The organism is Pseudomonas ovata, assembly GCF_003131185.1.
In the GTDB taxonomy this organism is placed as follows: Bacteria; Pseudomonadota; Gammaproteobacteria; order Pseudomonadales; family Pseudomonadaceae; genus Aquipseudomonas; species Aquipseudomonas ovata.
The window spans coordinates 261,492-286,768 of record NZ_QFFU01000004.1 but is presented as its reverse complement, the minus strand read 5'-3'; the positions used below and the strand labels follow the sequence as shown (position 1 = coordinate 286,768).

Here is a 25,277-nt window from a genome sequence, read left to right as displayed (position 1 = left end):
CAAGCACGTCAGGCTGCGCTACCATAGCGGCACTTTGACTACTGGAAGCTGCCTGGATGAACAAGCCCGGCCAGACCGTGCTGGTTGCGCTGCGCAAGATGATCGCCTCGGGCGAACTGGCGGCCGGCGAGCGACTGATGGAAGTGCCCACCGCCGAGTTGTTCGGGGTGTCGCGCATGCCGGTGCGCATTGCGTTTCGCACCCTGGAGCAGGAAGGGCTGCTGGTGCGCCATGGGGGGCGTGGCTTTCAGGTGCGCTCGGTCAGCCCCCAGGACATCGCCGGGGCCGTGGAAGTGCGCGGTGTGCTGGAAGGCCTGGCCGCCCGGCAAAGCGCCGAGCGTGGCCTGAGCGCCGAGGCCTGTGCGCAACTGCACACCTGCCTCGCCGAGGGCGATGCGCTGTTCGACAAAGGGTATGTGACCGAGGACGACCTTGAGACCTATCACGACCTGAACATGCGCTTTCACCAGATCATCGTCGAAGGCAGTGGCAATCCGGCGATTGCCGACGCCCTGGCGCGCAACGACCATCTGCCGTTTGCCTCGGTCAGCGCTCTGGCCATCGACCGTCACGACATGGCCCGCGAATACCGCCGCTTCAACTACGCGCACATGCAGCATCACTCGATCGTCGACGCGCTGGTCAATCGCCAGGGTGCCCGCGCCGAGGCAATCATGCGCGAGCACGCCAATGCGACCCTGCGCTACGCCGAGATCTTCAGCGCCTCATCGGCCGAGCGCATGAAGGTGATCCAGCGCTAGGGTCTGTTGCCGTTTCAGCACGAGCCGCGTTGCTGGGCCCAATCTCGCCAGGCCAGGCGGAGGACGCAGAAAAGGGTCGCTCCCTTTTCAAGTCCTCCAACACCGCATGGCGAGATTTGGCACGCAACCCGAAGGGCCGGGCCTGTTTTGCCGCGAGACTGCGTTACTCGCCACTCATTTGGAATGACCAAACGTCGCGGCTCCTGCCTTGCCTCGCGGCAAAACAGGCGCCGGCGCGGCCGTGATGAAACGGCAACAGACCCTAGCACAGGGCGGAGCGCTATCGCGCAGCAAACATGGGAATGGTGTAGGAGCGCGCTCTGCCCGCGACCGGCTGCGTAGCAGTCGTAAATTTGCAGCGTTTCATAGATTTTGAATACGTTCACAATCATAAATTTGTGGCGTTTCGCAGATTTTGCGAGCGCTACGCACTCGGTCGCGGGCAAGCGCGCTCCTACAGGCGGGGAATTCAATAGCCAATAAAATCAATAGGTTATTTTGATTTTTGATGAGAGCGGCCGTGCGGCCGCTCTTGGGGTGTGGCGCTCAGCGCAGGATGCGCGGGGCTTCGTCGCGGGGCAGGTTGTTCTGTGGCACGGGCTGGCCAACCCACTCCACTTCGCCACGCAGTTGCTCGCGCATCTGCCGGGCAACGTCCAGGCCGATGGTCTTGGACACTTCGCGCACGACCCGGCCACGGTTGAGCGAGACCTTGATGTCGCGACTGTTGACCAGCTTGGTGTCCTGGCCTTCACCCATCGCCGTAAAGGCCGAGGTGATTTCGAAGGTGCGGGTATTGATCAGGCTGAAGTCGGCCACCAAGGTGATGCCCAGTACGGCGGAGTAGCTGTCGGTATTGGCCAGCTCATTGATGTCCTGACGGAAATCGATGTCCGACACGGTGCCGAACAGCACGTAGTCGGCGCCCTTGAAATTACCGTTCTTGATCCGGCGGATGACGTCGTAGACGTCTTCCTTGGCGCCTGCGGTGTAGGGGGTGCCCTGCACCAGCTGGAACATGCCGGACTTGAGAATCTCACCCTTGATGTCGCCGCTGAACTTGCGCAGTTCACCCTGCTCGATGTAGCTGGAGCGCGACTCGTACTCGTCGTAGCTGGCCGAACCGCTATAGCCTGCGCTGTAGTTGTTGGCATGGGCATTGACATTGGCGCGCGCCGAGACGGTACGGATGTACTGCTCCACGCGCTCCTGGAACGCCATGTCGGTCACGGCCACCTTGGGCGCGGCCTGGGCGCCGAAGGCGAACAGCAGGCCGAGGGTTGCGATCCATGCACGCATTGCTTAGCGCTCCGTGGTCTTGCGGATTTCTTTTTCGTCCATCCACTCGGCCAGACCGCTTTCGACGTCGATCAGTTGCAGGGTGAATTTGTAGAAGACGTCCTTGTAGTCGCTGCTGCGCTTGACGATCGAGCTGATCGACCCTTCAAGGCGGTATTTGGCGGCGATCATGTTGCCCGTCTTGGCCACGGTCGACTGCTTGTACAGGCCGCTCTGGTTTTGCAGCTTGAGCTGGTCGACCTGGCTTTGCATCTGGTTGTTGTCGCTGGAGAAGCGGGCAGTGCCGCTCTTCATCAACTGAGTCTTGATCGAGTTGGTGATTTCGCGGGTATCGATGTACTCGCTGGTCTTGTTCTTCACATCATAGACCTGGACCACCGGGCGCCCTTGCAGGATGCCGGACTGGGCCAGCGAGCGGGTCATGCTCTCGGCGATCATCTGCAGGTCGGTGGAGCCGAACTCGTTGGTTACGGTCTCGACGGCCTTGGTGTCGCCGTAGCTGATGTTCTTGCTGCCCAGGGTCGGGGAGTTGTTGGCGCAACCGGTGGCCAGCACGGCGACGGCGGCGATGGAGCAAAGACGGATGAACGACATGTCGGGTCTCTCTTGAACTGAACGAAAAGGCAGGCGGATCAAGGCGTGTTGACTTCAATGCGGAAGTCGGTGGCACGCGGCACCGGTGCGATGCCCGGCAGGATGGTGCTTTGCGAGCCATACAGGCTCAGCGGCTTCCAGCTTTCTTCATCGGCCACCGGGAAACCGTCGTTGCCCAGCCAGGCAAAGCGGTAGTACAGGGTCCTGTTGCGGCTGCTGGTGTTGGTCAGTTGCGCCTTGACGGTCAGGAAGCCGTTTTCGCGTGCGACGCGAATGGCACCCACCTCGATGTTCTTGAAGTCGCCCATCGGCACGACCTTGCTGGCGGCACTGCCAGGCGCCGGTGGCGGCGGGGTGGCACAGCCGGCGAGCAGGGCCAGGGCCAGCACGCCGAGGATCTTGATACGCATGTGAAGCTCCTTGAAAGATTACTTGGCAGTGGCGATAGCCTGGGTTGTCGCCGATGGCACGACCTGGGCGATCTGACCGTCGGCGAACACCTGGTTGCCCACGGCGCGCAGGGAGACTACCTGGTAGGGACGATCAATCTTGACGTTCACCTGTGCACCGCCCAGCGCGGTGGGCAGGGTGACCTGATGCTGGCCTTGGGGCAGGCGAATGCGTGCCACCAGGGTGTTGTCCGGCAGGGTGCGCCAGGTGCGGGTGTCGGCGCCTTCGGTGACCGCCGAGGCGATACCGACGGCCAGGCCTGCCAGCGGGTTGACGTCGTTGAGCTGCTTCTGGGCCACGCCCCGGGTGATGGCGCGCACGGTGGTGCGCACGATGATGCCCGGCATGTCGTCACGCAGCGCGCGGCGCGACATGGCGGTGGTGCTGTTGAGCAGGGTCAGGTTCAGTGGCTTGCCGTTCAGGCTGACCTGGTTGAAGGTCGGGGTGCTGGTGTCTGCACGCACCACCGGGAACGACAGCGGGGTGATGACCAGGTTGCCGCTGATCGGCAGCGGCAGCGGGATGCGCACCGAGTCGCGGGCTGGCGCGAAGCCGCTTTGCACGATCAGCAGCACATCGCTTTCGCCGGCCTTGGTGGCGTTGCCATCGAGTTTTTTCAGGGCGTCTTCAAGCAGCGGGGTGTGCGGGCGCAGCTCTACCGCCTTGCGGTAACCGGGGGCGGCCAGGCCTTTCTCGCCCAGGGCTTCATAGACGAAACCGGACAGGTAATGGCTGAACGCACTCTGGTAGCTGTTTTTCAGGCTGACCACTTCAGGGGCGTCCAGCGAGGCGACCGGGTAGCCCTTGAGGTCCTGGAATTCGGTCCGTACACCTTGCTTCTCGGCTTCCTGCTCGCTTTTCAGGTATTCCTTGTCGCGCAGCTCGGCGATCACCGCTTCACGCTCGTGGGTCTTCTTGATTTCGGTGCGGGCACCGTCGAAATCGTTGCGCGCCAGCAGGTTCAGGGCCATCTGCGTGGTCAGCATGACTTTTTCGTAGTCATAACCTTCGTAGCGGCGCACCTTGTCGTTGACCAGGAAACTGCCGAACTGGGCCAGGTACTTGTCGGTGTCGAACTTGACCGACTCTTCCCATTTGTAGACAACCTGGTCGGCTGCACGCCAGGCGGTCTGGCTGCCGTCCAGGTCACCGCTGGCACGCAGCAGTTCGCCCTTCTCGAAGTAATAGAGCAGGTCCTTGTCGGCGCTGGTGTTGTTTTTTTCCAGCGTGGCCAGGGCGCCGACGATGTTGCCGGCGGTGAGTTGCTGGTTGGTTTCCTTGAGCTCGTCGTCGTAGCTGCGAAAGGCGGCGCAGCCGGCCAGTTGTACAGCAACGATCAGCGTAAGCGCGGTCAACGCACGAGAGGACATGCTTCTATTCCCTGAATTCGATGGCTAGGGCCATGGATGCCCGCAGTGCCAGTCCAATGGCCAGGCAGGGCGGGCTGCCTGAAAAAACGCGTACCACCGCAGTGGGGATTGGATCCCGTGATGTGCCGTGGGCGCGGAATTATAAACTCAGGGTCGGCGATGACAATGGCTATTTAATTTTGTTCCCGGAGGTTCGTCACACTTTCGACGGTAAATATGCCCGGTAACCGGCGTTTTCTCACGGTGTCGAGCGACCTCCGGGGGCCTGCCTTGAAACATTTCCAATATTCAGAAACAGCTTTTCAGGCCGGATCTTGCTCATGCGTCAGCTCAATGATGCGGTCGACCAGCTTGTTGATGCCGGCAGCGGCCTCGCTGATGTTTTGCGCCAGCATGTAGGCCGGGGTGGTCACCAGCTTGTGTCCGGTGTCTTCGATGATGTCTTCGACCGCGCACGCCTTGTGGATGCCGCCCATCTGCTCGATGGTCGCGGCGGTGTCTGCATCGTTACCAATGGTGCAGACCACGCCAGGGCCATAGATCTTCGCCGCCAGGGCCGGGGTGATGCAGATCAGGCCGACGGGTTTGCCTGCGGTGGCAAAGGCCTTGAGCAGGGCCAGGACATCGCCCTGCACTTCGCAGGCGGCGCCCTCGACGGCCAGGCTGGAAAGGTTCTTGGCCGAGCCGAAGCCACCGGGGACGAGCACGGCATCGAAGTCGCCCGCCTGGGCCTGGCGTATGTCCTGGATGGCACCACGCGCGATGCGCGCCGACTCCACCAGTACATTGCGTGACTCGTCGGCGACCTGGCCGGTCAGGTGATTGACGACATGCCGTTGCGCAATGTCGGGGGCGAAGCACTGCACCTCGACACCGCGCTGGCTCAGGCGCAGCAGCGTCAGTACGCTTTCGTGGATTTCGGCGCCGTCATAGACGCCACAGCCGGACAGGATTACGGCCACTTTCTTGTGCATGTCGAGGACTCTCCATCAGGGGAACTGGTAACAGAACCAGAAACGCGTGAAAGAGAGATCGTATCAGCCGGCGGGCGTTCAATGCGCACGGCCATGCCGGTCAGGCATGGCCGCAGGGTTCAGTCGTCTTTCTTGGCCAGGTCGGGCTTGGCCAGGTCGAGTGGGGCGTCGTCGCGGTCGACAACGACAGGTGCGGCAGCCGCCTGGAGCTTTTCTTCACGGGCGATGCGTGCATTCTTCAGGCGTCGGCGCAGCCACAGGCCCAGGCCCAGCACCAGCAGGCCACCCAGGACCCACAGCTCGTACTTCTTGATATTGCCCAGCAGGCCTTCCATTACCGCACCGAAGTGGTAGGCCGCCGAGGCCAGGGCAATGGCCCAGACCGCCGCACCAATGCCGTTGAGCAGCAGGTAGCGGGCAGGCGGGTAGCCGGACAGGCCGATGGCCACCGGCATGACCGTGCGCAGGCCATAGACGAAGCGGAAGCTCAGCACCCACAGGTCGGGGTGCTTGCGCACCAGGCGCAGCGCCTTGTCGCCCATGGCTTGCCAGCGCGGCTTGCGCGCGAGCAGCTTGCGCCCGTGCTTGCGACCCATGAAGTACCACAACTGATCGCCGGCATAGCTGCCGCAGAAGGCAACGACCATGACAGTGTTGAGGTCCATGTAGCTGCGAGACGCCAGGAATCCGGCAAGAACCAGAATGGTTTCGCCTTCGAAAAAGGTGCCTATGAAAAGGGCGAGGTAGCCGTAATCATTAAGAAAATTCTGGAGCATTGTCTGGATGCTGGCGAAATGAGCACGCAGCCTAACCCGCTCACGACAAACTGGAAAGCACCCAGCCGTGTCTCGACGTTAAAGAATGTAACAAGCACACTGGCCCTTGAAGTGCCAGGGCCCTGTTGCGGCCTTGGGTCGCACGCCGCACTTAAAGTGTCACACATTGGTCATAATGGCGGCTTATAACTGTCGCGCTTGCCCGCGTATGCGGGCTCAGGAGTCTTGCCGTGAGTTTTACCCCCGCCAACCGCCTGTTCCCTCTCACTCGCCTGCGTCGTAACCGCCGCGACGATTTTTCCCGTCGTCTGGTGCGTGAACACGTGCTGACGGTCGACGACCTGATTTTGCCGGTCTTCGTGCTCGATGGCGAAAACCGCCGCGAGTCGGTGGCGTCGATGCCGGGTGTCGAGCGCCTGTCGGTGGACCTGCTGCTCAAGGAAGCCGAGCAATGGGTGCAACTGGGCATTCCGGCCCTCGCCCTGTTTCCGGTGACCCCGGTCGAAAAGAAATCCCTGGAGGGTGCCGAAGCCTGGAATCCGGACGGCATTGCCCAGCGCGCCACCCGCGCCTTGCGTGACCGCTTTCCCGAGCTGGGCGTCATTACCGATGTGGCCCTGGATCCGTTTACCACCCACGGCCAGGACGGCATCCTTGATGAAGAAGGCTACGTCCAGAACGACATTACCGTCGATGCGCTGGTCAAACAGGCCTTGTCCCATGCCGCAGCCGGTGCCCAGGTCGTGGCGCCGTCGGACATGATGGACGGCCGCATCCAGGCCATCCGTGAAGCGCTGGAGCTGGCCGGGCACGTCAATGTCCGGATCATGGCCTACTCGGCCAAGTACGCCAGTGCCTACTACGGCCCGTTCCGCGATGCGGTCGGCTCGGCGCTGAACCTGGGCAAGGCCAACAAGGCCTCCTACCAGATGGACCCGGCCAACAGCCACGAGGCGCTGCATGAAGTGGCGGCCGACCTGGCCGAAGGCGCTGACATGGTCATGGTCAAACCGGGCATGCCATACCTGGACATCCTTTACCGGGTCAAGGACGAATTCAAGGTCCCGACCTTTGTCTATCAGGTCAGCGGCGAGTACGCGATGCACATGGCCGCGATCGAGAATGGCTGGCTGAGCGAGGGGGTGATTCTCGAATCGCTCACCGCTTTCAAACGCGCCGGCGCAGACGGCATCCTGACTTACTTTGCCGTGCGCGCCGCTCAACTGTTAAAAGGGCAATAGCCTCCTCACAGGAACATTCATGAATACCGAAGGACTCACCCAAGCCACTGTAGAAGTCGATGTTCAGGAGGCTGCAACCGTGGTTGAGCCTGAAATCAAGCCGACCCCGCCTGTCGAGGCGCCGGTTGTCGAGGCTCAGCTCAATGAGGCCCCGGTGGTCGACGCTCCGGTCGTCGCCGCCGTGCCTGCGGTCGTGCCGAACCTGGACGACAGCAGCCTTTATATCCACCGCGAGCTGGCGCAGTTGCAGTTCAATATTCGCGTGCTGGAACAGGCGCTGGATGAGTCCTACCCGTTGCTGGAACGACTGAAGTTCCTGCTGATCTTTTCCAGCAACCTCGATGAATTCTTCGAGATCCGCGTGGCGGGTCTCAAGAAACAGATCAATTTCGCCCGCGAACAGGCCGGTGCCGACGGCCTGCAGCCGCATCAGGCGCTGAGCCGTATCAGCGACCTGGTACACGGTCATGTCGACCACCAGTACGCGATCCTCAACGACATCCTGTTGCCGGAGCTGGAAAAGCACCAGGTGCGCTTCATCCGTCGTCGTTACTGGACGGTGAAGCTCAAGACCTGGGTGCGCCGCTATTTCCGTGACGAGATCGCGCCGATCATCACCCCGATCGGCCTGGACCCGACCCACCCGTTCCCGTTGCTGGTCAACAAGAGCCTGAACTTCATCGTCGAGCTTGAAGGCGTCGATGCCTTCGGCCGTGACTCGGGCCTGGCGATCATCCCGGCACCGCGCCTGCTGCCGCGGGTCATCAAGGTGCCCGAGGACGTTGGTGGCCCGGGCGACAACTTCGTGTTCCTGTCGTCGATGATCCATGCGCATGCCGACGACCTGTTCCAGGGCATGAAGGTCAAGGGCTGCTACCAGTTCCGCCTGACCCGCAACGCCGACCTGGCGCTGGATTCCGAGGACGTCGAAGACCTGGCCCGCGCCCTGCGCGGCGAGCTGTTCTCGCGACGCTATGGCGATGCGGTGCGCCTGGAAGTGGCCGACACCTGTCCCAAACAGCTGTCGGACTACCTGCTCAAGCAGTTCAGCCTGAACGAGTCGGAGCTGTACCGGGTCAACGGGCCGGTCAACCTGACGCGCCTGTTCAGCATCACCGGCCTGGACAGCCACCCCGAGCTGCAATACCCGCCGTTCACGCCGGCGATTCCCAAGCTGCTGCAGAACAGCGACAACCTGTTCAGCGTGATCCGCAAGCAGGACATCCTGCTGCTGCACCCTTTCGAGTCGTTCACCCCGGTGGTCGACCTGATGCGCCAGGCCGCCAAGGACCCGCATGTGCTGGCGGTGCGCCAGACCCTGTACCGCAGCGGGGCCAACTCCGAGATCGTCGATGCGCTGGTGGATGCGGCGCGTAACGGCAAGGAAGTCACGGTGGTCATCGAGTTGCGCGCGCGCTTCGACGAAGAGTCCAACCTGCTGCTGGCCAGCCGCCTGCAAGCGGCCGGTGCCGTGGTGATCTACGGCGTGGTCGGCTTCAAGACCCACTCCAAGATGATGCTGATCCTGCGCCGCGAGGCCGGGGAAATCGTGCGTTATGCGCACATGGGCACCGGTAACTACCACGCCGGCAACGCCCGCCTGTACACCGACTACAGCATGCTGACCGCCGACGACGCCCTGTGCGAGGACGTCGGCAAGCTGTTCAGCCAGTTGATCGGCATGGGCAAGACGCTGCGCATGAAAAAGCTGCTGCATGCGCCGTTCACCCTGAAGAAGGGCATCCTCGACATGATCGCCCGCGAGGCGCAGGCTGCGCTCGAGGGCAAGCCGGCGCACATCATGGCCAAGTTCAACTCGCTGACCGACCCCAAGGTCATCCGCGCGCTGTACAAGGCCAGCCAGTCCGGGGTCAAGATCGACCTGGTGGTGCGTGGCATGTGCTGCCTGCGCCCAGGGATTGCCGGGGTGTCGCATAACATCCAGGTGCGCTCGATCATCGGCCGCTTCCTGGAGCACACCCGGGTCTATTACTTCCTCAATGGCGGTGACGAGCAGTTGTTCCTGTCCAGTGCCGACTGGATGGAGCGCAACCTCGACAAGCGCGTCGAGACCTGCTTCCCGGTGGAGGGCAAGAAGCTGTTGCTACGGGTCAAGAAAGAGCTGGAGCTTTACCTGACCGATAACACCCACAGCTGGCTGCTGCAGCCGGACGGGCGCTATGTGCGCAGCACCCCGACCGGCAACCAGAACCCCCGCAGTGCCCAGGCGACCCTGCTGGAGCGCCTGAGCAATCCGGTGATCAGCGTGAACTGAAGACGATCCCGACCCGGGTCAGCCACTCCGCTTCCAGCGCGAAGTCGGCCTGGGTCAACTGATTGTTCTCCAGCCAGCCGGCCGGGAACTGTGCGTCGAGGTTCGGACCATCGGCGCGCAGGACCACCTGCGGCATTTCCTGGGTGCCCCGGATGTGGTGGAACAGGATCGCAAAGCGCAGCAGCACGCACAGGCGGATCAGCTTGATGCCCTCGTCGCCGAACTCGGCAAACCGGTCCTTGGGAATATTGCGGCGATGGCCGCGCACCAGCAATGCCAGCTTCTGCTGGTCCTCGCGTGAAAAACCGGCCAGGTCGGAGTGCTCGATCAGGTAGGCGCCGTGCTTGTGGTAATGGTAGTGGGCGATGTCCAGGCCCACTTCATGCACCTTGGCGGCCCAGCTCAGCAGCTCGGCATAGTTCTCGTCCTGCAGGTCCCAGGCTTCGGCCACCTGCTCCAGCGCGTGCAGGGCCTTGCGCTCGACCCTGCCGGCCTGTTCCAGATCAACGTGATAGCGGTCCATCAGCGACTTGAGCGTACGCTCGCGCACGTCTTCATGGTGATGGCGGCCCAGCAGGTCGTAGAGCACGCCTTCGCGCAGCGCGCCTTCACAGTGGTCCATGCGCTGCAATTCCAGCGCATCAAAGATGGCTTCCAGAATCGCCAGGCCCGCCGGGAAGATCGCCAGGCGGTCGGGCTTGATGCCGTCGAAGTCGATTTTCTCGATGTCACCCAGCTTGAACAGGCGGCGCTTGAGCCAGGCCAGGCCTTCGGCATTGACCTCGCCGGAGCCGTGGCCGTTGGCCTTGAGCACCGTACCAATGGCGCGGATGGTGCCGGACGAACCGATGGCCTCATCCCACTTCAGGCGGTGCAGGGCCTGCTCGATGCTCATCAGCTCCAGGCGGGCAGCAGTGTAGGCCTGGGCATAACGCGCCGGCGTGATCTTGCCGTCGCGGAAATAACGCTGGGTGAAGCTGACGCAGCCCATCTGCAGGCTTTCGCGCAGCAGGGGCTCGAAGCGCTGGCCGATGATGAATTCGGTACTGCCACCGCCGATGTCGGCCACCAGGCGCTTGCCAGGGGTGTCGGCCAGGGTATGCGACACGCCCAGGTAGATCAGGCGCGCCTCTTCACGGCCCGAGATGACCTCCACGGTATGACCGAGAATGGCCTCGGCACGGTGGATGAACTCATTGCGGTTGCGCGCCTCGCGCAGGGCGTTGGTGCCCACGATGCGCACCGCGCCCAGGGGCAGGCCGTTGATCAGTTGGGCAAAGCGCTTGAGGCAGTCCAGGCCGCGTTGCATGGACTCCTCTGTGAGCTGGCGCTCTTCGGTGATCCCGGCAGCCAGCTGAACCTTCTCGCCCAGCCGCTCAAGAATACGGATTTCACCCTCGTTGGCCTTGGCCACCACCATGTGGAAGCTGTTCGAGCCCAGGTCGATGGCGGCGATCAGGGAGAAATTCTTGATTTTGGTATGGGGCATGATCAGATGAGTCTCGGTCAGTGACCGCGCCATCGTGCCACGATCCATGCCTGTAGCCAACGCGAAGCTGCGGATGCTGGCATCAGGCCTGCTCGACCGAGCCAATGAAGTTGGCCAGCTCCGGGGTCTGCGGGTGGGCCATCAGGTCTTTCGGGTGGCCGGTTTCATGCACCTTGCCCTGATGCATGAACACCAGTTTGTCGCCCACTTCGCGGGCAAAGCGCATTTCATGGGTGACCATGATCAGCGTCATGCCATCGGCGGCCAGCTGGCGCACCACGCTGAGCACTTCGTTGACCAGCTCGGGGTCCAGCGCCGAAGTGATTTCGTCGCACAGCAAGACCTTGGGCGACATGGCCAGTGCCCGGGCAATGGCCACGCGTTGTTGCTGGCCGCCGGACAACCGGTCCGGGAAGGCATCGAACTTGTCGCCCAGGCCGACGCGGTCGAGCATCTTCCGGGCCAGGGTCGCGGCCTCGCTGCGCGAGGTCTTCTTCACCACCTGCGGGGCCAGCATGACGTTCTCGCCCACCGACAGGTGCGGGAACAGGTTGAACTGCTGGAACACCATGCCGACCTTCTGGCGCAGGCTGCGCAAGTCGGCGCGGGCGGCGTCCAGGTATTCGCCGTCGACCTCGATCACCCCGTCGTTGATCGACTCCAGGCCGTTGAGCGTGCGCAGCAGCGTGCTCTTGCCCGAGCCGCTGCGGCCGATGATGGCCACCACCTGGCCCTGTTCGACCGTCAGGTCGATGCCTTTGAGCACATGGTGGTCACCGTAGTACTTGTGCAGTGCGGAAACTCTAAGCAGTGGTGGCATGCAGCCTCCTTTCCAGCTGGCGCGCGCAAAGCGACAGGGGATAGCACAGGATGAAATAGCCCAGGGCCACAAACCCGTAGACCATGAAGGGTTCGAACGTGGCGTTGGCCAGCATGCTGCCGGTCTTGGTCAGTTCGGTGAAACCGATGATCGAGGTCACCGCCGTGCCCTTGACCACTTGCACCGAGAAGCCCACGGTGGGCGCCACGGCAATGCGCAAGGCCTGGGGCAGGATGACGTAGCGCATCTGCTCAAGCGGGTTCAGGGCCAGGCTGGCCGAGGCTTCCCACTGGCCCTTGCCGATCGACTCGACGCAACCGCGCCAGATCTCGGCCAGGAACGCACTGGTAAACAGGGTCAGCGCCACGGCCGCCGCCGCCCAGGGCGAAATGTCCAGGCCCAGCAAGGCGACGCCGAAAAACACCAGGAACAACTGCATCAGCAGCGGTGTGCCCTGAAACAGCTCTATATAGATGTGCGCCAGCCAGCGTGGGCCGGCCTTGCTCGACAGGCGCATGCCCATCACCAGCAGCCCGACCAGCCCGCCGCCGATGAACGCCACCAGCGACAGGGCCAGCGTCCATTGCAGGCCGGTCAGCAGGTTGCGCAGGATGTCCCAAAGCGTGAAATCCATCAGCCGTTCCTCGCGATGTAGCGTCGTCCGACCCAGGCCAGCAATTGCCGGATCAACAGGGCCATGCACAGGTAGATCAGGGTGGTGACGATGTAGGTTTCAAAGGCGCGGAAGTTGCGTGACTGGATGAAGTTGGCGAAGAAACTCAGCTCTTCGGTGGCGATCTGCGAACACACCGCCGAGCCCAGCATGACAATGATGATCTGGCTGCTCAGCGCCGGCCAGACCTTGCCCAGCGCCGGCACCAGCACCACATGCCGAAACGCCTCGAAGCGGGTCATGGCCAGCGCGGCGGCCGCTTCAAGCTGGCCCTTGGGAATGGCCTGGATACCGGCGCGGATGATTTCTGTCGAATAGGCGCCCAGGTTGATCACCATGGCCAGGATTGCCGCCTGCCATTCACTGATCTGCAGCCCCAGCGACGGCAGGCCGAAGAAGATGAAGAACAGCTGCACCAGAAACGGCGTGTTGCGGATCAGTTCGACATAGACGCCGAAGATCGCCGAGAACGGTTTGATGTTCCACGCCCTGACCAGCGCCCCGATGATGCCCAGGCCAACCCCGAGCAACGTGCCGATGGCGGTCAGCTCCAGCGTGAACAGCGCACCGCGCAGCAACAGGTCGGTGTTTTGCACCACCGGTGTGAAGTCGAAGTCATAAGCCATGAGCGGGTCTCGTCAGTGCGACTCAAGCGATCAGAGGTCAGCCGGCAGCGGTTGCTTGAGCCATGTGGTCGAGGCTTTTTCCAGCGTGCCGTCGGCCTTGGCGGCATTGAGGATCTCATTAACCTTGCCCAGCAGTTCGGGCTGGCCCTTGTTCACACCGACATAGACCGGCGAGTCCTTGAGCTTCACTTTCAGGGCCGGAACGCGCTTGGGGTTGCGCTCGCTGATGGCGACCATGACCACGTTGCCGCTGGCAATCAGGTCGGTCTGCCCGGCCAGGTAGGCGGCGATGGTCGAGTTGTTGTCTTCGAAACGCTTGATGGTCGCGCCCTGTGGCGCGACGGCGCTGAGCTCGATGTCCTCGATGGCGCCACGGGTCACGCTGATGGTCTTGCCGTTGAGGTCGGCCATGTCCTTGATCGGTGCGTCAGGCGGGCCGAATACAGCCAGGTAGAACGGCGCATAGGCGCGCGAGAAGTCGATGACCTTTTCGCGGTCGGGGTTCTTGCCCAGGCTGGAAATGACCAGGTCGACCTTGCCGGTGGTCAGGTACGGGATGCGGTTGGTGCTGTTGACCGGGGTCAGCTCCAGCTTGACCTTCAACTGGTCGGCCAGCAGCTTGGCCGTGTCGATGTCCAGGCCGCGCGGTTTCATGTCCGGGCCGACCGAGCCGAAGGGCGGGAAGTCCTGGGGCACTGCCACCTTCAGGGTGCCGCGTGTCGTGATGTCGTCCAGGCCATTGGCGTGGGCCGGTGCCTGGCTGAGGGCCAGACTGGTAAACAAAGCCGCGAGCAGAGCACTGTAACGCTTGGTCATGAGGCATCTCCGGATGGCGCGATAAGGTGGGCACAAGCACCAGTGCACAGGCCATGCCATACCTTTGCCGGCAACGGTAAATCAAGGCTTTCAGCGCTGATTTGGTCTTACTGGTCTGAACAGTTGCTCAGGGCTGCGCCCAATCCTGGAGCGCCGCCAGGCCTTGTCGCCCCAGCACTGGGCGTCGCTTGCCCGATGACGCTGATAAGGATAAAAGGGGTTTTTACCGGACCGACTGGCCTGAACAGTGATGCTCACCCCCTCCCTTGCCGTACCCGAATCGGCCCTCAGGGCCATCCGCAAACTGATTGTCGAGCAGGGCTACCAGCCTGGCGACAGCCTGCCCTCGCAGCGCGACCTGGCGGTGTTACTGGGCGTCAGCCGCGCTTCGCTGCGCGAAGCGCTGTCTTCGCTCAGCGCCATGGGCCTGGTCAGCGTACAGCCGGGCAAGGGTGTGTTTGTGCAGTCGCTGCATGAACCACAATCGCGCAGCCCGGGATTTTCCTGGCCGCAGGGCGCCCAGGCCTCGCCGGCCGATACGTTCCAGCTGCGTTATGCCCTGGAAGGCTTTGCGGCAGGCCTGGCGGCCGTGACGCTGACCGCCGACGAGCGTGATGTGCTGGAAGACAACGTCGAGGCCATGCGCCTGGAGTTGCGCAGCGGTGACTTCGAAGCCGCTGCCCGGCTGGACTTCGAGTTTCATCGGTTGATTCTGGTGGCCAGTGGCAATCAGGCGATCCTGGGCATCATGACCTCCGGGGCCGATATCTTTCTGGAAAGCCAGAAAATGCCATTCATCCGGGCTTCACGGGCCATGGAAACCTGGCAGGAACACCGCAAGATCCTGCGCTCGCTGGCACGCCATGCCAGCGGCCCGGCCCAGCGCGCCATGCAGGAGCATATTCGCGGCGCGGCCTTGCGCACCGGCATCGTATTTGTCTCGCCGGCCACCTGAGGAATGCGCTATAACCCGCCTCATGCACCCTCATAGACAGAGTCAATCAACCCTGACTTCCTGAATGCCGGCAGGCCCGCTATGATGGGTCACGTTTTTTAGCCTACCGATTCGGAGAATTCCATGAGTAGCGACCTGATCAAACACGTCACCGACGCCAGCTTTGAAACCGATGTCCTCAAGGCAGAAGGCCCTGTACTGGTTGACTACTGGGCCGAGTGGTGTGGCCCGTGCAAGATGATCGCCCCGGTGCTGGACGAAATTGCCGGCACCTATGAAGGCAAGCTGACCGTTGCCAAGCTGAACATCGACGAAAACCAGGAAACCCCGGCCAAGCACGGCGTGCGTGGCATTCCGACCCTGATGCTGTTCAAGAACGGCGATGTTGCCGCCACCAAGGTGGGCGCCTTGTCCAAGTCGCAACTGGCGGCCTTTCTGGACGCGAACATCTAAGCTTTACAGGCTTGCCAAGACCCCGCGAATCGCGGGGTTTTTTTCAAGCCTCGCACTAGACGCCTGCAAATCCAGGTGTTACATTCGGCCCCGCTATGGTGTCTTCCGTAGCCCCCTGCAAGCCGTCGCCGACGCTCTCCTTTCGATTCAGTACGCGATCCTTTCGCCATCTCTGCGGCGCGGTCTCATTAAGCAAAATGCTTAATTTCCCCTCATATACGATTACTTCATTCCCATATGAACCTGACTGAACTCAAGCAAAAGCCGATTACCGATCTGCTCGAAATGGCCGAACAGATGGGCATAGAAAATATGGCCCGTTCGCGCAAGCAGGATGTGATTTTCTCCCTGCTCAAGAAGCACGCGAAAAGCGGTGAGGAAATTTCTGGTGATGGCGTGCTGGAGATTCTCCAGGACGGCTTCGGTTTCCTGCGTTCCGCGGACGCGTCCTATCTGGCCGGCCCTGATGACATCTACGTCTCGCCCAGCCAGATCCGTCGCTTCAACCTGCGCACCGGCGACACCATCGTTGGCAAGATCCGCCCGCCCAAAGAAGGCGAGCGTTACTTCGCGCTGCTCAAGGTCGACACGATCAACTACGACCGTCCCGAGAACGCCAAGAACAAGATCCTGTTCGAGAACCTGACGCCCCTGTTCCCGACCATCCGCATGAAGATGGAAGCCGGCAACGGCTCCACCGAAGACCTGACCGGTCGGGTGATCGACCTGTGTGCGCCGATCGGCAAGGGCCAGCGTGGCCTGATCGTTGCGCCGCCCAAGGCCGGCAAGACCATCATGCTGCAGAACATCGCGTCGAACATCACGCGTAACAACCCTGAAGTGCACCTGATCGTCCTGTTGATCGACGAACGTCCTGAAGAAGTAACCGAAATGCAGCGCACCGTGCGCGGCGAAGTGGTTGCCTCGACTTTCGACGAGCCGCCGACCCGTCACGTCCAGGTGGCCGAGATGGTCATCGAGAAGGCCAAGCGCCTGGTCGAGCACAAGAAGGACGTGGTCATCCTGCTCGACTCCATTACCCGTCTGGCGCGCGCCTACAACACCGTGATCCCGAGCTCCGGCAAGGTGCTGACCGGTGGTGTCGACGCCCATGCCCTGGAGAAGCCAAAGCGTTTCTTCGGTGCGGCGCGTAACATCGAAGAAGGCGGCTCGCTGACCATCATCGCCACCGCGTTGATCGAGACCGGCTCGAAGATGGATGAAGTGATCTACGAAGAGTTCAAGGGTACCGGCAACATGGAGCTGCCCCTGGACCGCAAGATCGCCGAAAAGCGCGTCTTCCCGGCCATCAACATCAACCGTTCCGGCACCCGCCGCGAAGAGTTGCTGACCGCCGACGACGAGCTGCAGCGCATGTGGATCCTGCGCAAGCTGCTGCACCCCATGGACGAAGTCGCCGCGATCGAGTTTCTGATCGACAAGCTCAAGACGACCAAGACCAACGATGAGTTCTTCCTGTCCATGAAACGCAAGTGACAGGCAGCCGCTCATGAAAATGGCGCCCTTCGGGGCGCCATTTTTTATTGAATATCAAATTCCCCCCCCCGGTAGGAGCGCGCTCTGCCGGAATGCCGGACCACCGCGACCGGCTGCGTAGCCGTCGTAAAATTGTGGCGTTTTCGAGATTTTTGCGAGCGCTGCGCACTCGGTCGCGGGCAAGCGCGCTCCTACGGGTCTGCGGTGTTCCAAGGCGGCAGCCAGGCTCCTGCGGGCCATTTTTTTACCCGCATTCGCAAGCCAGGCATTGGAGCAGGTACGATGTGCACCTATTTCAGAAAGTGGCCGGGTCAATGAAATTCAAGGATCTTAGGGATTTCGTGCAGCAGCTTGAGCAGCGCGGAGAATTGAAACGCATCCAGATGCCCATTTCCCCTGTCCTGGAAATGACCGAGATCTGTGACCGCACCCTGCGGGCCAAGGGCCCGGCCCTGTTGTTCGAAAAGCCGGTCGGCTTCGACATCCCGGTGCTGGGCAACCTGTTCGGCACGCCTGAGCGGGTGGCCATGGGCATGGGCGCCGAAACCACCGCCGAGTTGCGTGAAATCGGCAAGCTGCTGGCCTTTCTCAAGGAGCCCGAGCCGCCCAAGGGCCTCAAGGACGCCTGGTCGAAGCTGCCGATCTTCAAGAAAGTCATCGCCATGGCGCCCAAGGTGGTCAAGGACGCGCCGTGCCAGGAAGTGGTCATCGAGGGCGACGACGTCGACCTGGGCCTGCTGCCGGTACAGACCTGCTGGCCGGGCGATGTCGCGCCGCTGATCACCTGGGGCCTGACCGTCACTCGCGGTCCTAACAAGGAGCGCCAGAACCTGGGCATCTATCGCCAGCAGGTGATCGGCCGCAACAAGGTCATCATGCGCTGGCTCAGCCACCGCGGTGGCGCGCTGGACTTCAAGGAATGGTGCGCCAAACACCCTGGCCAGCCGTTTCCGGTGGCCGTGGCCCTGGGCGCGGACCCGGCGACCATTCTCGGTGCGGTCACGCCCGTGCCCGACAGCCTTTCGGAATACGCCTTCGCTGGCCTGCTGCGCGACAGCCGCACCGAGCTGATCAAATGCCGTGGCAACGACCTGCAAGTGCCGGCCAGTGCCGAAATCGTCCTCGAAGGGGTCATTCACCCCGGCGAAATGGCCGATGAAGGCCCGTACGGCGACCACACCGGCTACTACAACGAAGTCGACAGCTTCCCGGTGTTCACGGTCGAGCGCATCACCCATCGCGTAAAGCCGATCTACCACAGCACCTACACCGGCCGTCCACCGGATGAGCCGGCGATCCTGGGCGTGGCGCTCAACGAAGTGTTCGTGCCCATCCTGCAGAAGCAGTTCCCGGAAATCGTCGATTTCTACCTGCCGCCCGAAGGCTGCTCGTACCGCATGGCGGTGGTGACCATCAAGAAGCAGTACCCAGGCCATGCCAAGCGCGTAATGCTGGGGGTGTGGTCGTTCCTGCGACAGTTCATGTACACCAAGTTCGTTATCGTGACCGACGACGATATCAATGCACGCGACTGGAACGACGTGATCTGGGCCATTACCACGCGCATGGACCCCAAGCGCGATACGGTGATGATCGAGAACACCCCCATCGACTACCTCGACTTCGCCTCTCCCGTGTCTGGCCTTGGCTCCAAGATGGGCCTGGACGCCACGCACAAGTGGCCCGGTGAAACCACGCGGGAATGGGGGCGTGCAATCGTCAAGGACGAAGCCACCACACGTCGTGTCGACGAGATCTGGAACCAGCTGGGAATCAATTGATGCGCGTAACCTTGCAGCCCTCCGGCGCGGTGCTGGAAACCTTGCCCGGCGAGGCCATCCTGGCCGCGGCGCAGCGTCTGGGCCATGAATGCCCCAGCAGCTGCCGCAACGGCAACTGCCATGTCTGCGCCGCCCTGCTGGTCGAAGGCCGGGTGATGCAGGCCGGGCAGGCGCATGACCATGGCGAGGTCTACACCTGCCTGGCCGAGCCACTGGAGGACTGTGTGCTGCTGTGGGACGGCGTGCTGGCCCTGGGCGAACTGCCGGTGCGCACGCTGGCCTGCCAGGTCAGCGAGTGCACAGCGGTCGGCGGCGATGTCTGGCGCATCGGCCTGCGTGCGCCGGCCGGCAAGCCGCCGCGCTACCATGCCGGGCAATACCTGATGATCGAGCGCGAGAGCGGCGATAAGTCAGCGTTCTCGCTGGCCAGCGCCCCGCACCGGGGCCGTGACCTGGAGTTGCATGTGCTGGTGCGTGAAGCCGGCGCCCAGGCCTTGCTGGCGCAACTGCAGCGCGACGGCCTGGCGCGGGTCGAGCTGCCGTTTGGCGACACCCACCTGGCCGAGCTGCCCGACGGTCCGCTGGTGCTGATCGCCGCCGGCACCGGCATGGCGCAGATGCACAGCCTGATCGAACACTGCCGCGCCGAAGGCTTCAGGCATCCGGTGCACCTGTACTGGGGCGTGCGTCGCCCGGAAGATTTCTACGCCATCGACCACTGGGATCAATGGCAGCAATTGCCCAACCTGTACCTGCACAAGGTGGTCAGCGACCTCTGTGCCTGGGAAGGGCGCTGCGGCCTGCTGCATGAGGCCGTACGCGAAGACATTGCGGACCTGTCCGGTGTGCATGTCTACGCCAGCGGCTCGCCGGCGATGATCTATGCCACCCTCGACGCTCTGGTCGAGGCCGGCATGGACGCCCATCGCATGCGGGCCGATGTGTTCGCCTACGCCCCGCGCTGAGGCTTATGACGTTTACACAGCCGCTTAGCGGCAAACGGTCTTATAGCCCGCCGATCTGAACGCCGTTGCGGTTGGATTGGAAATTGCTTCATGCCAGTATTGGGTCTTGTTCGATAAGGGTTCATCGAACGCCCTTTTAATCGCGATCGGTTCCTTGCAGCATCGAAACACCACGGCTTCGGACGCTGCCCGTCTCTGGCAGGCCGTCCGGCCATGACTGGCAGTCACCCTGCCAGGGGAGGCAAATGGCTAATCCAATCAATGAGCTGGCCGCCGCCGTCCACGACGGCCTGGGGCTGGCTTACCCACCGACCATCGACCTGGGTCCGCAACTGACCCACGAACAACTGCTGGCGTCGATGCACGCCACCCTGCAAGACCATGAGGGCGGCCCGGTCTGGCTGTTCGCCTACGGCTCGCTCATCTGGCGGCCCGAATGCCCCGCCGTGGAGCGCCAGCGCGCCCGGGTGCACGGTTACCATCGCGGCCTGTACCTGTGGTCCCACGAACACCGCGGCACGCCCGACATTCCGGGCCTGGTGTTCGGCCTGGACCGTGGCGGCTCATGCACCGGCTTCGCCTATCGGCTGAGCGAGGAATGCCTCGAAGAATCACTGCTGGCCCTGTGGCAGCGCGAAATGCCGTACCCCTCGTATCGCCCGCACTGGCTCAGTTGCCGGCTGGGCGACGGTCGCAAGGTCCAGGCGCTGGGCTTTGTGCTGGAGCGTCACTTGCCCAGCTATGCCGGCAATCTGCCCGACAGCGTGCTGACCCAGGTGCTGGCCACCGCCACCGGGCGCTATGGCACCACCCGTGACTATGTGCACCAGACCGCCCAGGCCCTGCGCAGCCACGCGATGCCGGACCGGGTGCTGGAAGCACGGCTCAGGCGTTGTGGGTCACTGGGTTGAGTTGAGTTCTGTGATGGGTGTCCGCTTTTTAAAAGCTATACAAGGTATTTCAGAGTTCTCCTACAGCGTCCTCGGAAGTCATGAACTTATAAACAACGCCCATCCCGCCTAGCATGACGGTCATGGCGCCATAGCGGCGCGTCTGTGCGAGAAGCGGAAATGAAATGGTGGGTGCTGATCCTGTGTCTGTTGCCGTATTCGGCGGCGTCGGCCCAAGGGTGGCGGGTGCCGGTCGAGGCGCCGGCGCCGGTGTATCCGGCACAATTGATCGAGGCCACTATGCCGGCAAGGTGCGAGCCAGGCTGACGGTTGAGCCCGACGGTTCAATTGCCGACGTCTACATCATTGAAAGCATGCACCCGGCGCTGCTCCGTCAACTGAACCCGGCCTTGCCAGCCATTGTGAAGCGCTGCGCGAAGCGTCCTGAATGATGAAACGGCAACAGACCCTACTATATTCTCGACTCACTCAAATGCGCTCTGCAGCAAACGGCCGGCAGGGCAGGAGAACGCTCATGAAACTTCGCCCCGAACTGATGCCGCCCACATTGGACGAGGCGTCAGTCGCCCGACTGGCTGTGTTGGCCGCAGAAATCGATGGCGGGGATCCTCTGCAAACCCGGGAACAACTGGCGACCTTCAACCGGGAAGCCATGACCGCTTACGAATTCATCGATTTCCAGGGCATTTATGGTGCGCAAGAGCACATCACCTGGGTTCGCCGTGTGCTGGCGGTTCCTCATCAGCGCCATGTGGCCGATGTCACGCGCTCTGAGTTAATCGAGATGGCTCGCCGTGTCATGGACTCCGACGGGCCCGAGCATGACATCGGATTCTGGCTGGACATGCTGGCAATCAACATCCCGGACGAACGTATCTCGGACCTGATCTTCTGGCCGGATGACTATTTTGGCCATGAGACGGATGGGCAAGCGCTCACCCCGGAGCAACTCATCGATGTGGCGTTGGCAGGCCGGGCGATTGCGCCGTGATTGCGCCTGGGCCTATTTCTTTTGCCGCCCTGGCCGATAACCTCGAAACAACGCCGATTCGGCGGGCTGGCTCGTGCGCCAGCTGCCTGTTCAAACGCTGTAGACTGCGCAGCCCGGCGCTAATCGTATTGAAGGAGTGGACTGTGAAAGCGTGGATCCTGATGTTGCTGGCCCTGTCGCTGCCTGCCTTGGTGCAGGCCGAAGAAAAGAAGGAAGAAGATGCCGCGCCGAAGGCCGCCTATGTCAGCCTGACGCCACCGTTCGTGGGCAACTACGCGCTCGATGGCGGGCCCAAGGTGCGGGTGTACAAGGCCGACATCGCCGTGCGCGTCACCGGTGCCGATGCGGCCGCAGCGGTCAAACGCAACGACGCGCTGATCCGTAACCAGTTGGTGGCCTTGTTTGCCCAGCAGACAGTCGAGAGCATGGGCACTGCCGAGGCCAAGGAAAAACTGCGTCAGGAAGCGCTCAAGCAGGTCCAGCAGATCATGAACGACGAAGAGGGCAAGCCCGTCGTCGAAGACCTGCTGTTCAATAACCTGATTGCCCAGTAGCAGAGGCCGTCAGTGCCATGATCGCTGCCCACTGTTCGGCGGTCACCGGCATCACCGACAGCCTGCTGCCCTTTTGCACCAGGGGCAGTTGCTCCAGCGCCGTTTGCTGCTTGAGCCAGCCCAGCCCCAGCACCTTGGCAAACTGCTGGTCAAAGCCCACGTCGATGGCGCTCCAGGCATTTTTTTCAGGACTGGCCTTGGGGTCGAAGTAGTGGCTGTCCGGGTCCAGCGCCGTCGGGTCGGGATAGGCGCTGCGCACAATGTGGCCTGTGCCGGCGATGCCGGGCTCGGGGCAACTGGAATGGTAGAAAAGAAAACCGTCGCCTTCGGCCATGCTGCGCAGAAAGTTGCGCGCCTGATAGTTGCGCACGCCGTCCCAGCGCGCCTGGCCCAGGCGTTGCAGGTCACTGATCGAGAACTCGTCAGGTTCGGATTTCATCAGCCAGTAGGCCACGGCGGGGACTCCAGAAAGGGGATTGAGACAAGTTCATGACAAACCGACAGCCGGTTCGATTGATAATTTGCGTACTGCGTCACGTTACCGCAAAATGCCGCTCCTTTCGTACCACCCGCGCAGTTGGCAAGGCCCTTCACCTTACCCCGCTACTGACACGTATTTGATTTCCTTCAGGAGGCAATCAGTGAATCGCAAGCCGGATCTTCTCTGGATTCTCGTCATCTTGTTCGGCCTGGGCATTGTCACCACCGGCTATGCACAGAGCCTGTGGACCAACAAACCTGACGCACCTGTCGAGATCGTCCAGCAACAGCAGAAGGTTCCGGGTCGTCATTGATTGACCCCTCGGGCGCCACTCGTTGCGCCTACGCCAGATACCAGCGCTTGTCCGACACCGTGCCCTGCAAGGGAATATCCCAGGTGGCCAGGGCCAACTGATCGACTTTCTGACATTCGTGGGCCAGCCCCAGCAGCGTCGGCTTGCGCCAGGTCTGCCGGCGGCTGCGATAGGCCAGGCTGCGATCATAGAAACCGCCGCCCATGCCCAGCCGCCCGCCCTGTTCGTCGAACCCCACCAATGGCATCAGGATCAGGTCCAGTGCCCAGATCGGTCGTTGTTTCGCGCGGCTGACCAGGGGTTCCGGGATGCCGAAGCGATTGGGCTTGAACGCCTCGCCACGCTGCACCCGCTGAAACACCATCCGCGTTCTGGGCCAGGCATTGAGCACCGGCAGATAGACCGCCTTGCCGCGTCGCTGGGCGGCCTGCACCAGCAGGCGCGGGTCGATTTCCCCGTCATTGGCCAGGTACAGCGACACATGCCGGGCGCGGCGGAACAGGGGGTGCTGGGCCAGTTGGCGATACACGCCACGGGCGGCAGCCTGTTGCTGGCTGCGGCTCAGGGCGCGGCGAGCCTTGCGCAACTGGCGGCGCAGTTGCGGGCGCGACAGTGACATGGCGCTGATCATGAGCGAGGTGTCATGCAGGCGGGTCCTCACAGCTGAGGAAAGAAAAAAGCCATTGCCGCGCGTTGGCAGGCAATGGCTGGAATCAGGACTCCCCGACGAGCCGCTGTCGGTGTAGCCCTTGAACCCGAAAGTTCAAGGTGGAGATTGCAGGAAGTTTTAAGGCTTTCCGTCGGGCGGACATGCGCACCAACTCCACGTGCAACCCCCGTGGTTGTGCGTATCGGCTCAGGGACATGACCGACTGGCAAACACTCCAGGGAGTGGCGCAAGTATACAGAATCGTTACAGGATTATCAGCCTCGCGACGAATTGCCTGAGCCTGGGGCATCACCGGTCAGCTCCAGGTCGACACGTTCGAGCAGGTCACGCACCTGTTCGCGCGTTGTCCCGCTGACCTGCACGTCAGGCAGGTTCTGCCGATGCAGCAGGTCGTGGGTGATGTTCAGGGCGGCCATCACGGCGATACGGTCGGCGCCGATGACTTTGCCGCTGGAACGGATTTCCCGCATCTTGCCATCGAGGTAGCGGGCAGCGCTGACCAGATTGGCGCGCTCTTCGGCCGGGCAGATGATGGAATATTCCTTGTCGAGGATTTGCACGGTAACGCTGTTGCCATTGCTCATGAGTCTTGCTCCAGGGCTTTGAGGCGCGAAATCAGTGACTCGACCTTCTGCCGGGCGATTTCGTTCTTTTCAATGAGATGGGCGCGTTCCTCGCGCCAGGTTTTTTCCTGAGTTAATAGGAACGCATTTTGGCCTTTTAGTTGCTCGACACGTTCAAGCAACAACTCCAGTCTGGCCATCAGCGCGTGCAGATCGGTGTCTGGCATGGAGCCTCACGGATGATTTCTGATGAATGGCACGATACCCGGTGCCGGCTGCCCGGATCGTGAAAGATCCTTGGACCCTCCTGCCGTGCAGATAGTTTGGGGGTTGCAGCTTGTGTTGCCATGCTATCAACCCCTACGATACAAGGCCTTCATTCTAGACATAGCGCCGTCAGGCGACCAGTTGCCCATGCCCATTCAGAACTCCCCCTACAAAGCCTTCGCCACCCTGCTCGCCAGCGGCGGCCATCCGGTTTCTCCCGCCGAGCTGCATGGCATGCTGCTTGGCCGCAGCTGTGCCGGCGCCGGTTTCGATGCCGAGAGCTGGTTTGCCGATGCCTCGATCCTGCTTGAGACCGAGCCACAGGATAACGTGCGCCAGGCCCTGGTCGGGCTGCAGGAGATGGTCAAGGGTGAACTGACCAGCGAAGACATGACCGTGGTGCTGCTGTTGCCCGGCGATGACGAGCCGCTGACCGAGCGCGCCGCCGCACTGGGTCAATGGTGCCAGGGCTTCCTGTCGGGCTTCGGCCTGGCGGCCGGTGACCGGGTGATCAGCCTGGAAGCCACCGAAGTGCTTCAGGACCTGGCCGCCATCGCTCAGGTGCAGGATGCGCTGGAAGAGTCCGAAGACGGTGAAAGCGACTACATGGAGGTCATGGAATACCTGCGCGTCGCGCCCTTGTTGCTGTTCACCGAATGCGGCAAATCAGACGCGGCACCGGCCGCCGCCAAGCCTTCGCTACACTGATCCC

At 62.3% G+C, this 25,277-nt stretch carries 29 protein-coding genes and 1 other RNA gene; 14 read left to right on the top strand and 16 right to left on the bottom strand.

What is annotated here, in order from left to right; all coding sequences use genetic code 11:
* The first annotated feature begins 56 nt into the window (after positions 1 to 56).
* A complete protein-coding gene (locus tag DGA31_RS08325) occupies positions 57 to 761 on the top strand; it encodes a GntR family transcriptional regulator (protein WP_109512196.1) in 705 nt (234 codons plus the stop codon).
* 546 nt (positions 762 to 1,307) lie between these two features.
* On the opposite strand, the gene DGA31_RS08320 is transcribed toward DGA31_RS08325, so the two are convergent.
* The 6 genes from DGA31_RS08320 to DGA31_RS08295 all read right to left on the bottom strand — a co-directional run bounded on the left by DGA31_RS08320 (position 1,308) and on the right by DGA31_RS08295 (position 6,224).
* Complete coding sequence (locus tag DGA31_RS08320; RefSeq protein ID WP_056841171.1) at positions 1,308 to 2,060, bottom strand: hypothetical protein; 753 nt, start codon at positions 2,058 to 2,060, stop codon at positions 1,308 to 1,310.
* A 3-nt stretch (positions 2,061 to 2,063) separates the two neighbouring features.
* On the bottom strand, positions 2,064 to 2,654 hold the full coding sequence (lpoB, locus tag DGA31_RS08315) for a penicillin-binding protein activator LpoB (RefSeq protein WP_109512195.1): 591 nt from the start codon (positions 2,652 to 2,654) through the stop codon (positions 2,064 to 2,066).
* 38 nt (positions 2,655 to 2,692) lie between these two features.
* Positions 2,693 to 3,064, bottom strand: a complete 372-nt coding sequence (locus tag DGA31_RS08310) for a YcfL family putative periplasmic lipoprotein (protein WP_056841173.1) — start codon at positions 3,062 to 3,064, stop codon at positions 2,693 to 2,695.
* Between the two features lie 18 nt (positions 3,065 to 3,082).
* Positions 3,083 to 4,474, bottom strand: a complete 1,392-nt coding sequence (locus DGA31_RS08305) for a COG3014 family protein (protein ID WP_109512194.1) — start codon at positions 4,472 to 4,474, stop codon at positions 3,083 to 3,085.
* 302 nt (positions 4,475 to 4,776) lie between these two features.
* Positions 4,777 to 5,448, bottom strand: coding sequence for an isoprenoid biosynthesis glyoxalase ElbB (gene elbB / locus DGA31_RS08300; RefSeq protein WP_109512193.1), 672 nt, complete (start codon positions 5,446 to 5,448; stop codon positions 4,777 to 4,779).
* Positions 5,449 to 5,567: 119 nt separating this feature from the next.
* Complete coding sequence (locus DGA31_RS08295; protein ID WP_056841176.1) at positions 5,568 to 6,224, bottom strand: DedA family protein; 657 nt, start codon at positions 6,222 to 6,224, stop codon at positions 5,568 to 5,570.
* 230 nt (positions 6,225 to 6,454) lie between these two features.
* Here DGA31_RS08295 and hemB point away from each other — a divergent pair, with 230 nt between their 5' ends.
* Complete coding sequence (gene hemB, locus DGA31_RS08290) at positions 6,455 to 7,465, top strand: porphobilinogen synthase (protein ID WP_109512192.1); 1,011 nt, start codon at positions 6,455 to 6,457, stop codon at positions 7,463 to 7,465.
* 19 nt (positions 7,466 to 7,484) lie between these two features.
* A complete protein-coding gene (gene ppk1, locus DGA31_RS08285) occupies positions 7,485 to 9,740 on the top strand; it encodes a polyphosphate kinase 1 (protein WP_056841178.1) in 2,256 nt (751 codons plus the stop codon).
* Here ppk1 and ppx read toward each other — a convergent pair.
* The 5 genes from ppx to DGA31_RS08260 all read right to left on the bottom strand — a co-directional run bounded on the left by ppx (position 9,727) and on the right by DGA31_RS08260 (position 14,164).
* Positions 9,727 to 11,229 (bottom strand): exopolyphosphatase, encoded by a 1,503-nt coding sequence (gene ppx / locus DGA31_RS08280; RefSeq protein WP_056841508.1) that lies wholly within the window; start codon positions 11,227 to 11,229, stop codon positions 9,727 to 9,729. The genes ppk1 and ppx overlap by 14 nt on opposite strands.
* Positions 11,230 to 11,311: 82 nt before the next feature.
* Entirely contained in the window at positions 11,312 to 12,049 is a 738-nt protein-coding gene (locus DGA31_RS08275; protein WP_109512191.1) for an amino acid ABC transporter ATP-binding protein, read from the bottom strand.
* A complete protein-coding gene (locus tag DGA31_RS08270; RefSeq protein WP_082481818.1) occupies positions 12,033 to 12,686 on the bottom strand; it encodes an amino acid ABC transporter permease in 654 nt (217 codons plus the stop codon). Before DGA31_RS08270 ends, DGA31_RS08275 begins: the two co-directional genes overlap by 17 nt.
* Positions 12,683 to 13,348, bottom strand: a complete 666-nt coding sequence (locus DGA31_RS08265; RefSeq protein WP_109512190.1) for an amino acid ABC transporter permease — start codon at positions 13,346 to 13,348, stop codon at positions 12,683 to 12,685. Before DGA31_RS08265 ends, DGA31_RS08270 begins: the two co-directional genes overlap by 4 nt.
* 30 nt (positions 13,349 to 13,378) lie before the next feature.
* Entirely contained in the window at positions 13,379 to 14,164 is a 786-nt protein-coding gene (locus tag DGA31_RS08260; protein WP_056841182.1) for a transporter substrate-binding domain-containing protein, read from the bottom strand.
* Positions 14,165 to 14,414: 250 nt separating this feature from the next.
* On the opposite strand from DGA31_RS08260, the gene DGA31_RS08255 reads away from it, so the two are divergent.
* The 9 genes from DGA31_RS08255 (at position 14,415) to DGA31_RS08215 (ending at position 22,271) form a co-directional block, all read left to right on the top strand.
* A complete protein-coding gene (locus DGA31_RS08255) occupies positions 14,415 to 15,119 on the top strand; it encodes a FadR/GntR family transcriptional regulator (RefSeq protein ID WP_056841183.1) in 705 nt (234 codons plus the stop codon).
* A 123-nt stretch (positions 15,120 to 15,242) separates the two neighbouring features.
* Positions 15,243 to 15,572, top strand: a complete 330-nt coding sequence (trxA, locus tag DGA31_RS08250) for a thioredoxin TrxA (protein ID WP_109512189.1) — start codon at positions 15,243 to 15,245, stop codon at positions 15,570 to 15,572.
* 237 nt (positions 15,573 to 15,809) lie between these two features.
* Entirely contained in the window at positions 15,810 to 17,069 is a 1,260-nt protein-coding gene (rho, locus tag DGA31_RS08245) for a transcription termination factor Rho (protein WP_056841185.1), read from the top strand.
* Positions 17,070 to 17,383: 314 nt separating this feature from the next.
* Complete coding sequence (ubiD, locus tag DGA31_RS08240; protein WP_056841186.1) at positions 17,384 to 18,850, top strand: 4-hydroxy-3-polyprenylbenzoate decarboxylase; 1,467 nt, start codon at positions 17,384 to 17,386, stop codon at positions 18,848 to 18,850.
* Entirely contained in the window at positions 18,850 to 19,815 is a 966-nt protein-coding gene (locus tag DGA31_RS08235) for a CDP-6-deoxy-delta-3,4-glucoseen reductase (RefSeq protein ID WP_109512188.1), read from the top strand. The genes ubiD and DGA31_RS08235 overlap by 1 nt, the downstream gene beginning before the upstream one ends.
* Before the next feature lie 245 nt (positions 19,816 to 20,060).
* Entirely contained in the window at positions 20,061 to 20,726 is a 666-nt protein-coding gene (locus DGA31_RS08230; protein WP_056841188.1) for a gamma-glutamylcyclotransferase, read from the top strand.
* Between the two features lie 164 nt (positions 20,727 to 20,890).
* Entirely contained in the window at positions 20,891 to 21,157 is a 267-nt protein-coding gene (locus DGA31_RS08225) for a hypothetical protein (RefSeq protein ID WP_109512187.1), read from the top strand.
* Between the two features lie 83 nt (positions 21,158 to 21,240).
* Positions 21,241 to 21,717, top strand: a complete 477-nt coding sequence (locus DGA31_RS08220) for a hypothetical protein (protein ID WP_056841190.1) — start codon at positions 21,241 to 21,243, stop codon at positions 21,715 to 21,717.
* Between the two features lie 143 nt (positions 21,718 to 21,860).
* A complete protein-coding gene (locus DGA31_RS08215; protein ID WP_056841191.1) occupies positions 21,861 to 22,271 on the top strand; it encodes a flagellar basal body-associated protein FliL in 411 nt (136 codons plus the stop codon).
* On the opposite strand, the gene DGA31_RS08210 is transcribed toward DGA31_RS08215, so the two are convergent.
* A complete protein-coding gene (locus DGA31_RS08210; RefSeq protein WP_056841192.1) occupies positions 22,249 to 22,725 on the bottom strand; it encodes an EVE domain-containing protein in 477 nt (158 codons plus the stop codon). The two genes, DGA31_RS08215 and DGA31_RS08210, sit on opposite strands and share 23 nt — an antisense overlap.
* 187 nt (positions 22,726 to 22,912) lie before the next feature.
* Between DGA31_RS08210 and DGA31_RS29955 the strand changes: the two genes are divergently transcribed.
* A complete protein-coding gene (locus DGA31_RS29955) occupies positions 22,913 to 23,065 on the top strand; it encodes a hypothetical protein (protein WP_109512186.1) in 153 nt (50 codons plus the stop codon).
* A gap of 28 nt (positions 23,066 to 23,093) precedes the next feature.
* On the opposite strand, the gene DGA31_RS08200 is transcribed toward DGA31_RS29955, so the two are convergent.
* The 4 genes from DGA31_RS08200 to DGA31_RS08185 form a co-directional block, all read right to left on the bottom strand.
* The gene (locus DGA31_RS08200; protein WP_056841193.1) at positions 23,094 to 23,696 is read right to left on the bottom strand and encodes a 5-formyltetrahydrofolate cyclo-ligase; all 603 of its coding nucleotides are present in this window, start codon (positions 23,694 to 23,696) and stop codon (positions 23,094 to 23,096) included.
* Positions 23,697 to 23,781: 85 nt separating this feature from the next.
* Positions 23,782 to 23,959: non-coding RNA, 6S RNA (gene ssrS, locus DGA31_RS08195), on the bottom strand.
* A gap of 30 nt (positions 23,960 to 23,989) precedes the next feature.
* A complete protein-coding gene (locus tag DGA31_RS08190) occupies positions 23,990 to 24,319 on the bottom strand; it encodes a cell division protein ZapA (protein ID WP_056841194.1) in 330 nt (109 codons plus the stop codon).
* Positions 24,316 to 24,525, bottom strand: coding sequence for a TIGR02449 family protein (locus tag DGA31_RS08185; RefSeq protein ID WP_056841195.1), 210 nt, complete (start codon positions 24,523 to 24,525; stop codon positions 24,316 to 24,318). The genes DGA31_RS08190 and DGA31_RS08185 overlap by 4 nt, the downstream gene beginning before the upstream one ends.
* A 187-nt stretch (positions 24,526 to 24,712) precedes the next feature.
* Here DGA31_RS08185 and DGA31_RS08180 point away from each other — a divergent pair, with 187 nt between their 5' ends.
* Positions 24,713 to 25,273: a YecA/YgfB family protein gene (locus DGA31_RS08180; RefSeq protein WP_056841196.1), complete on the top strand. Its 561-nt coding sequence runs from the start codon at positions 24,713 to 24,715 to the stop codon at positions 25,271 to 25,273.
* Positions 25,274 to 25,277: the final 4 nt, after the last annotated feature.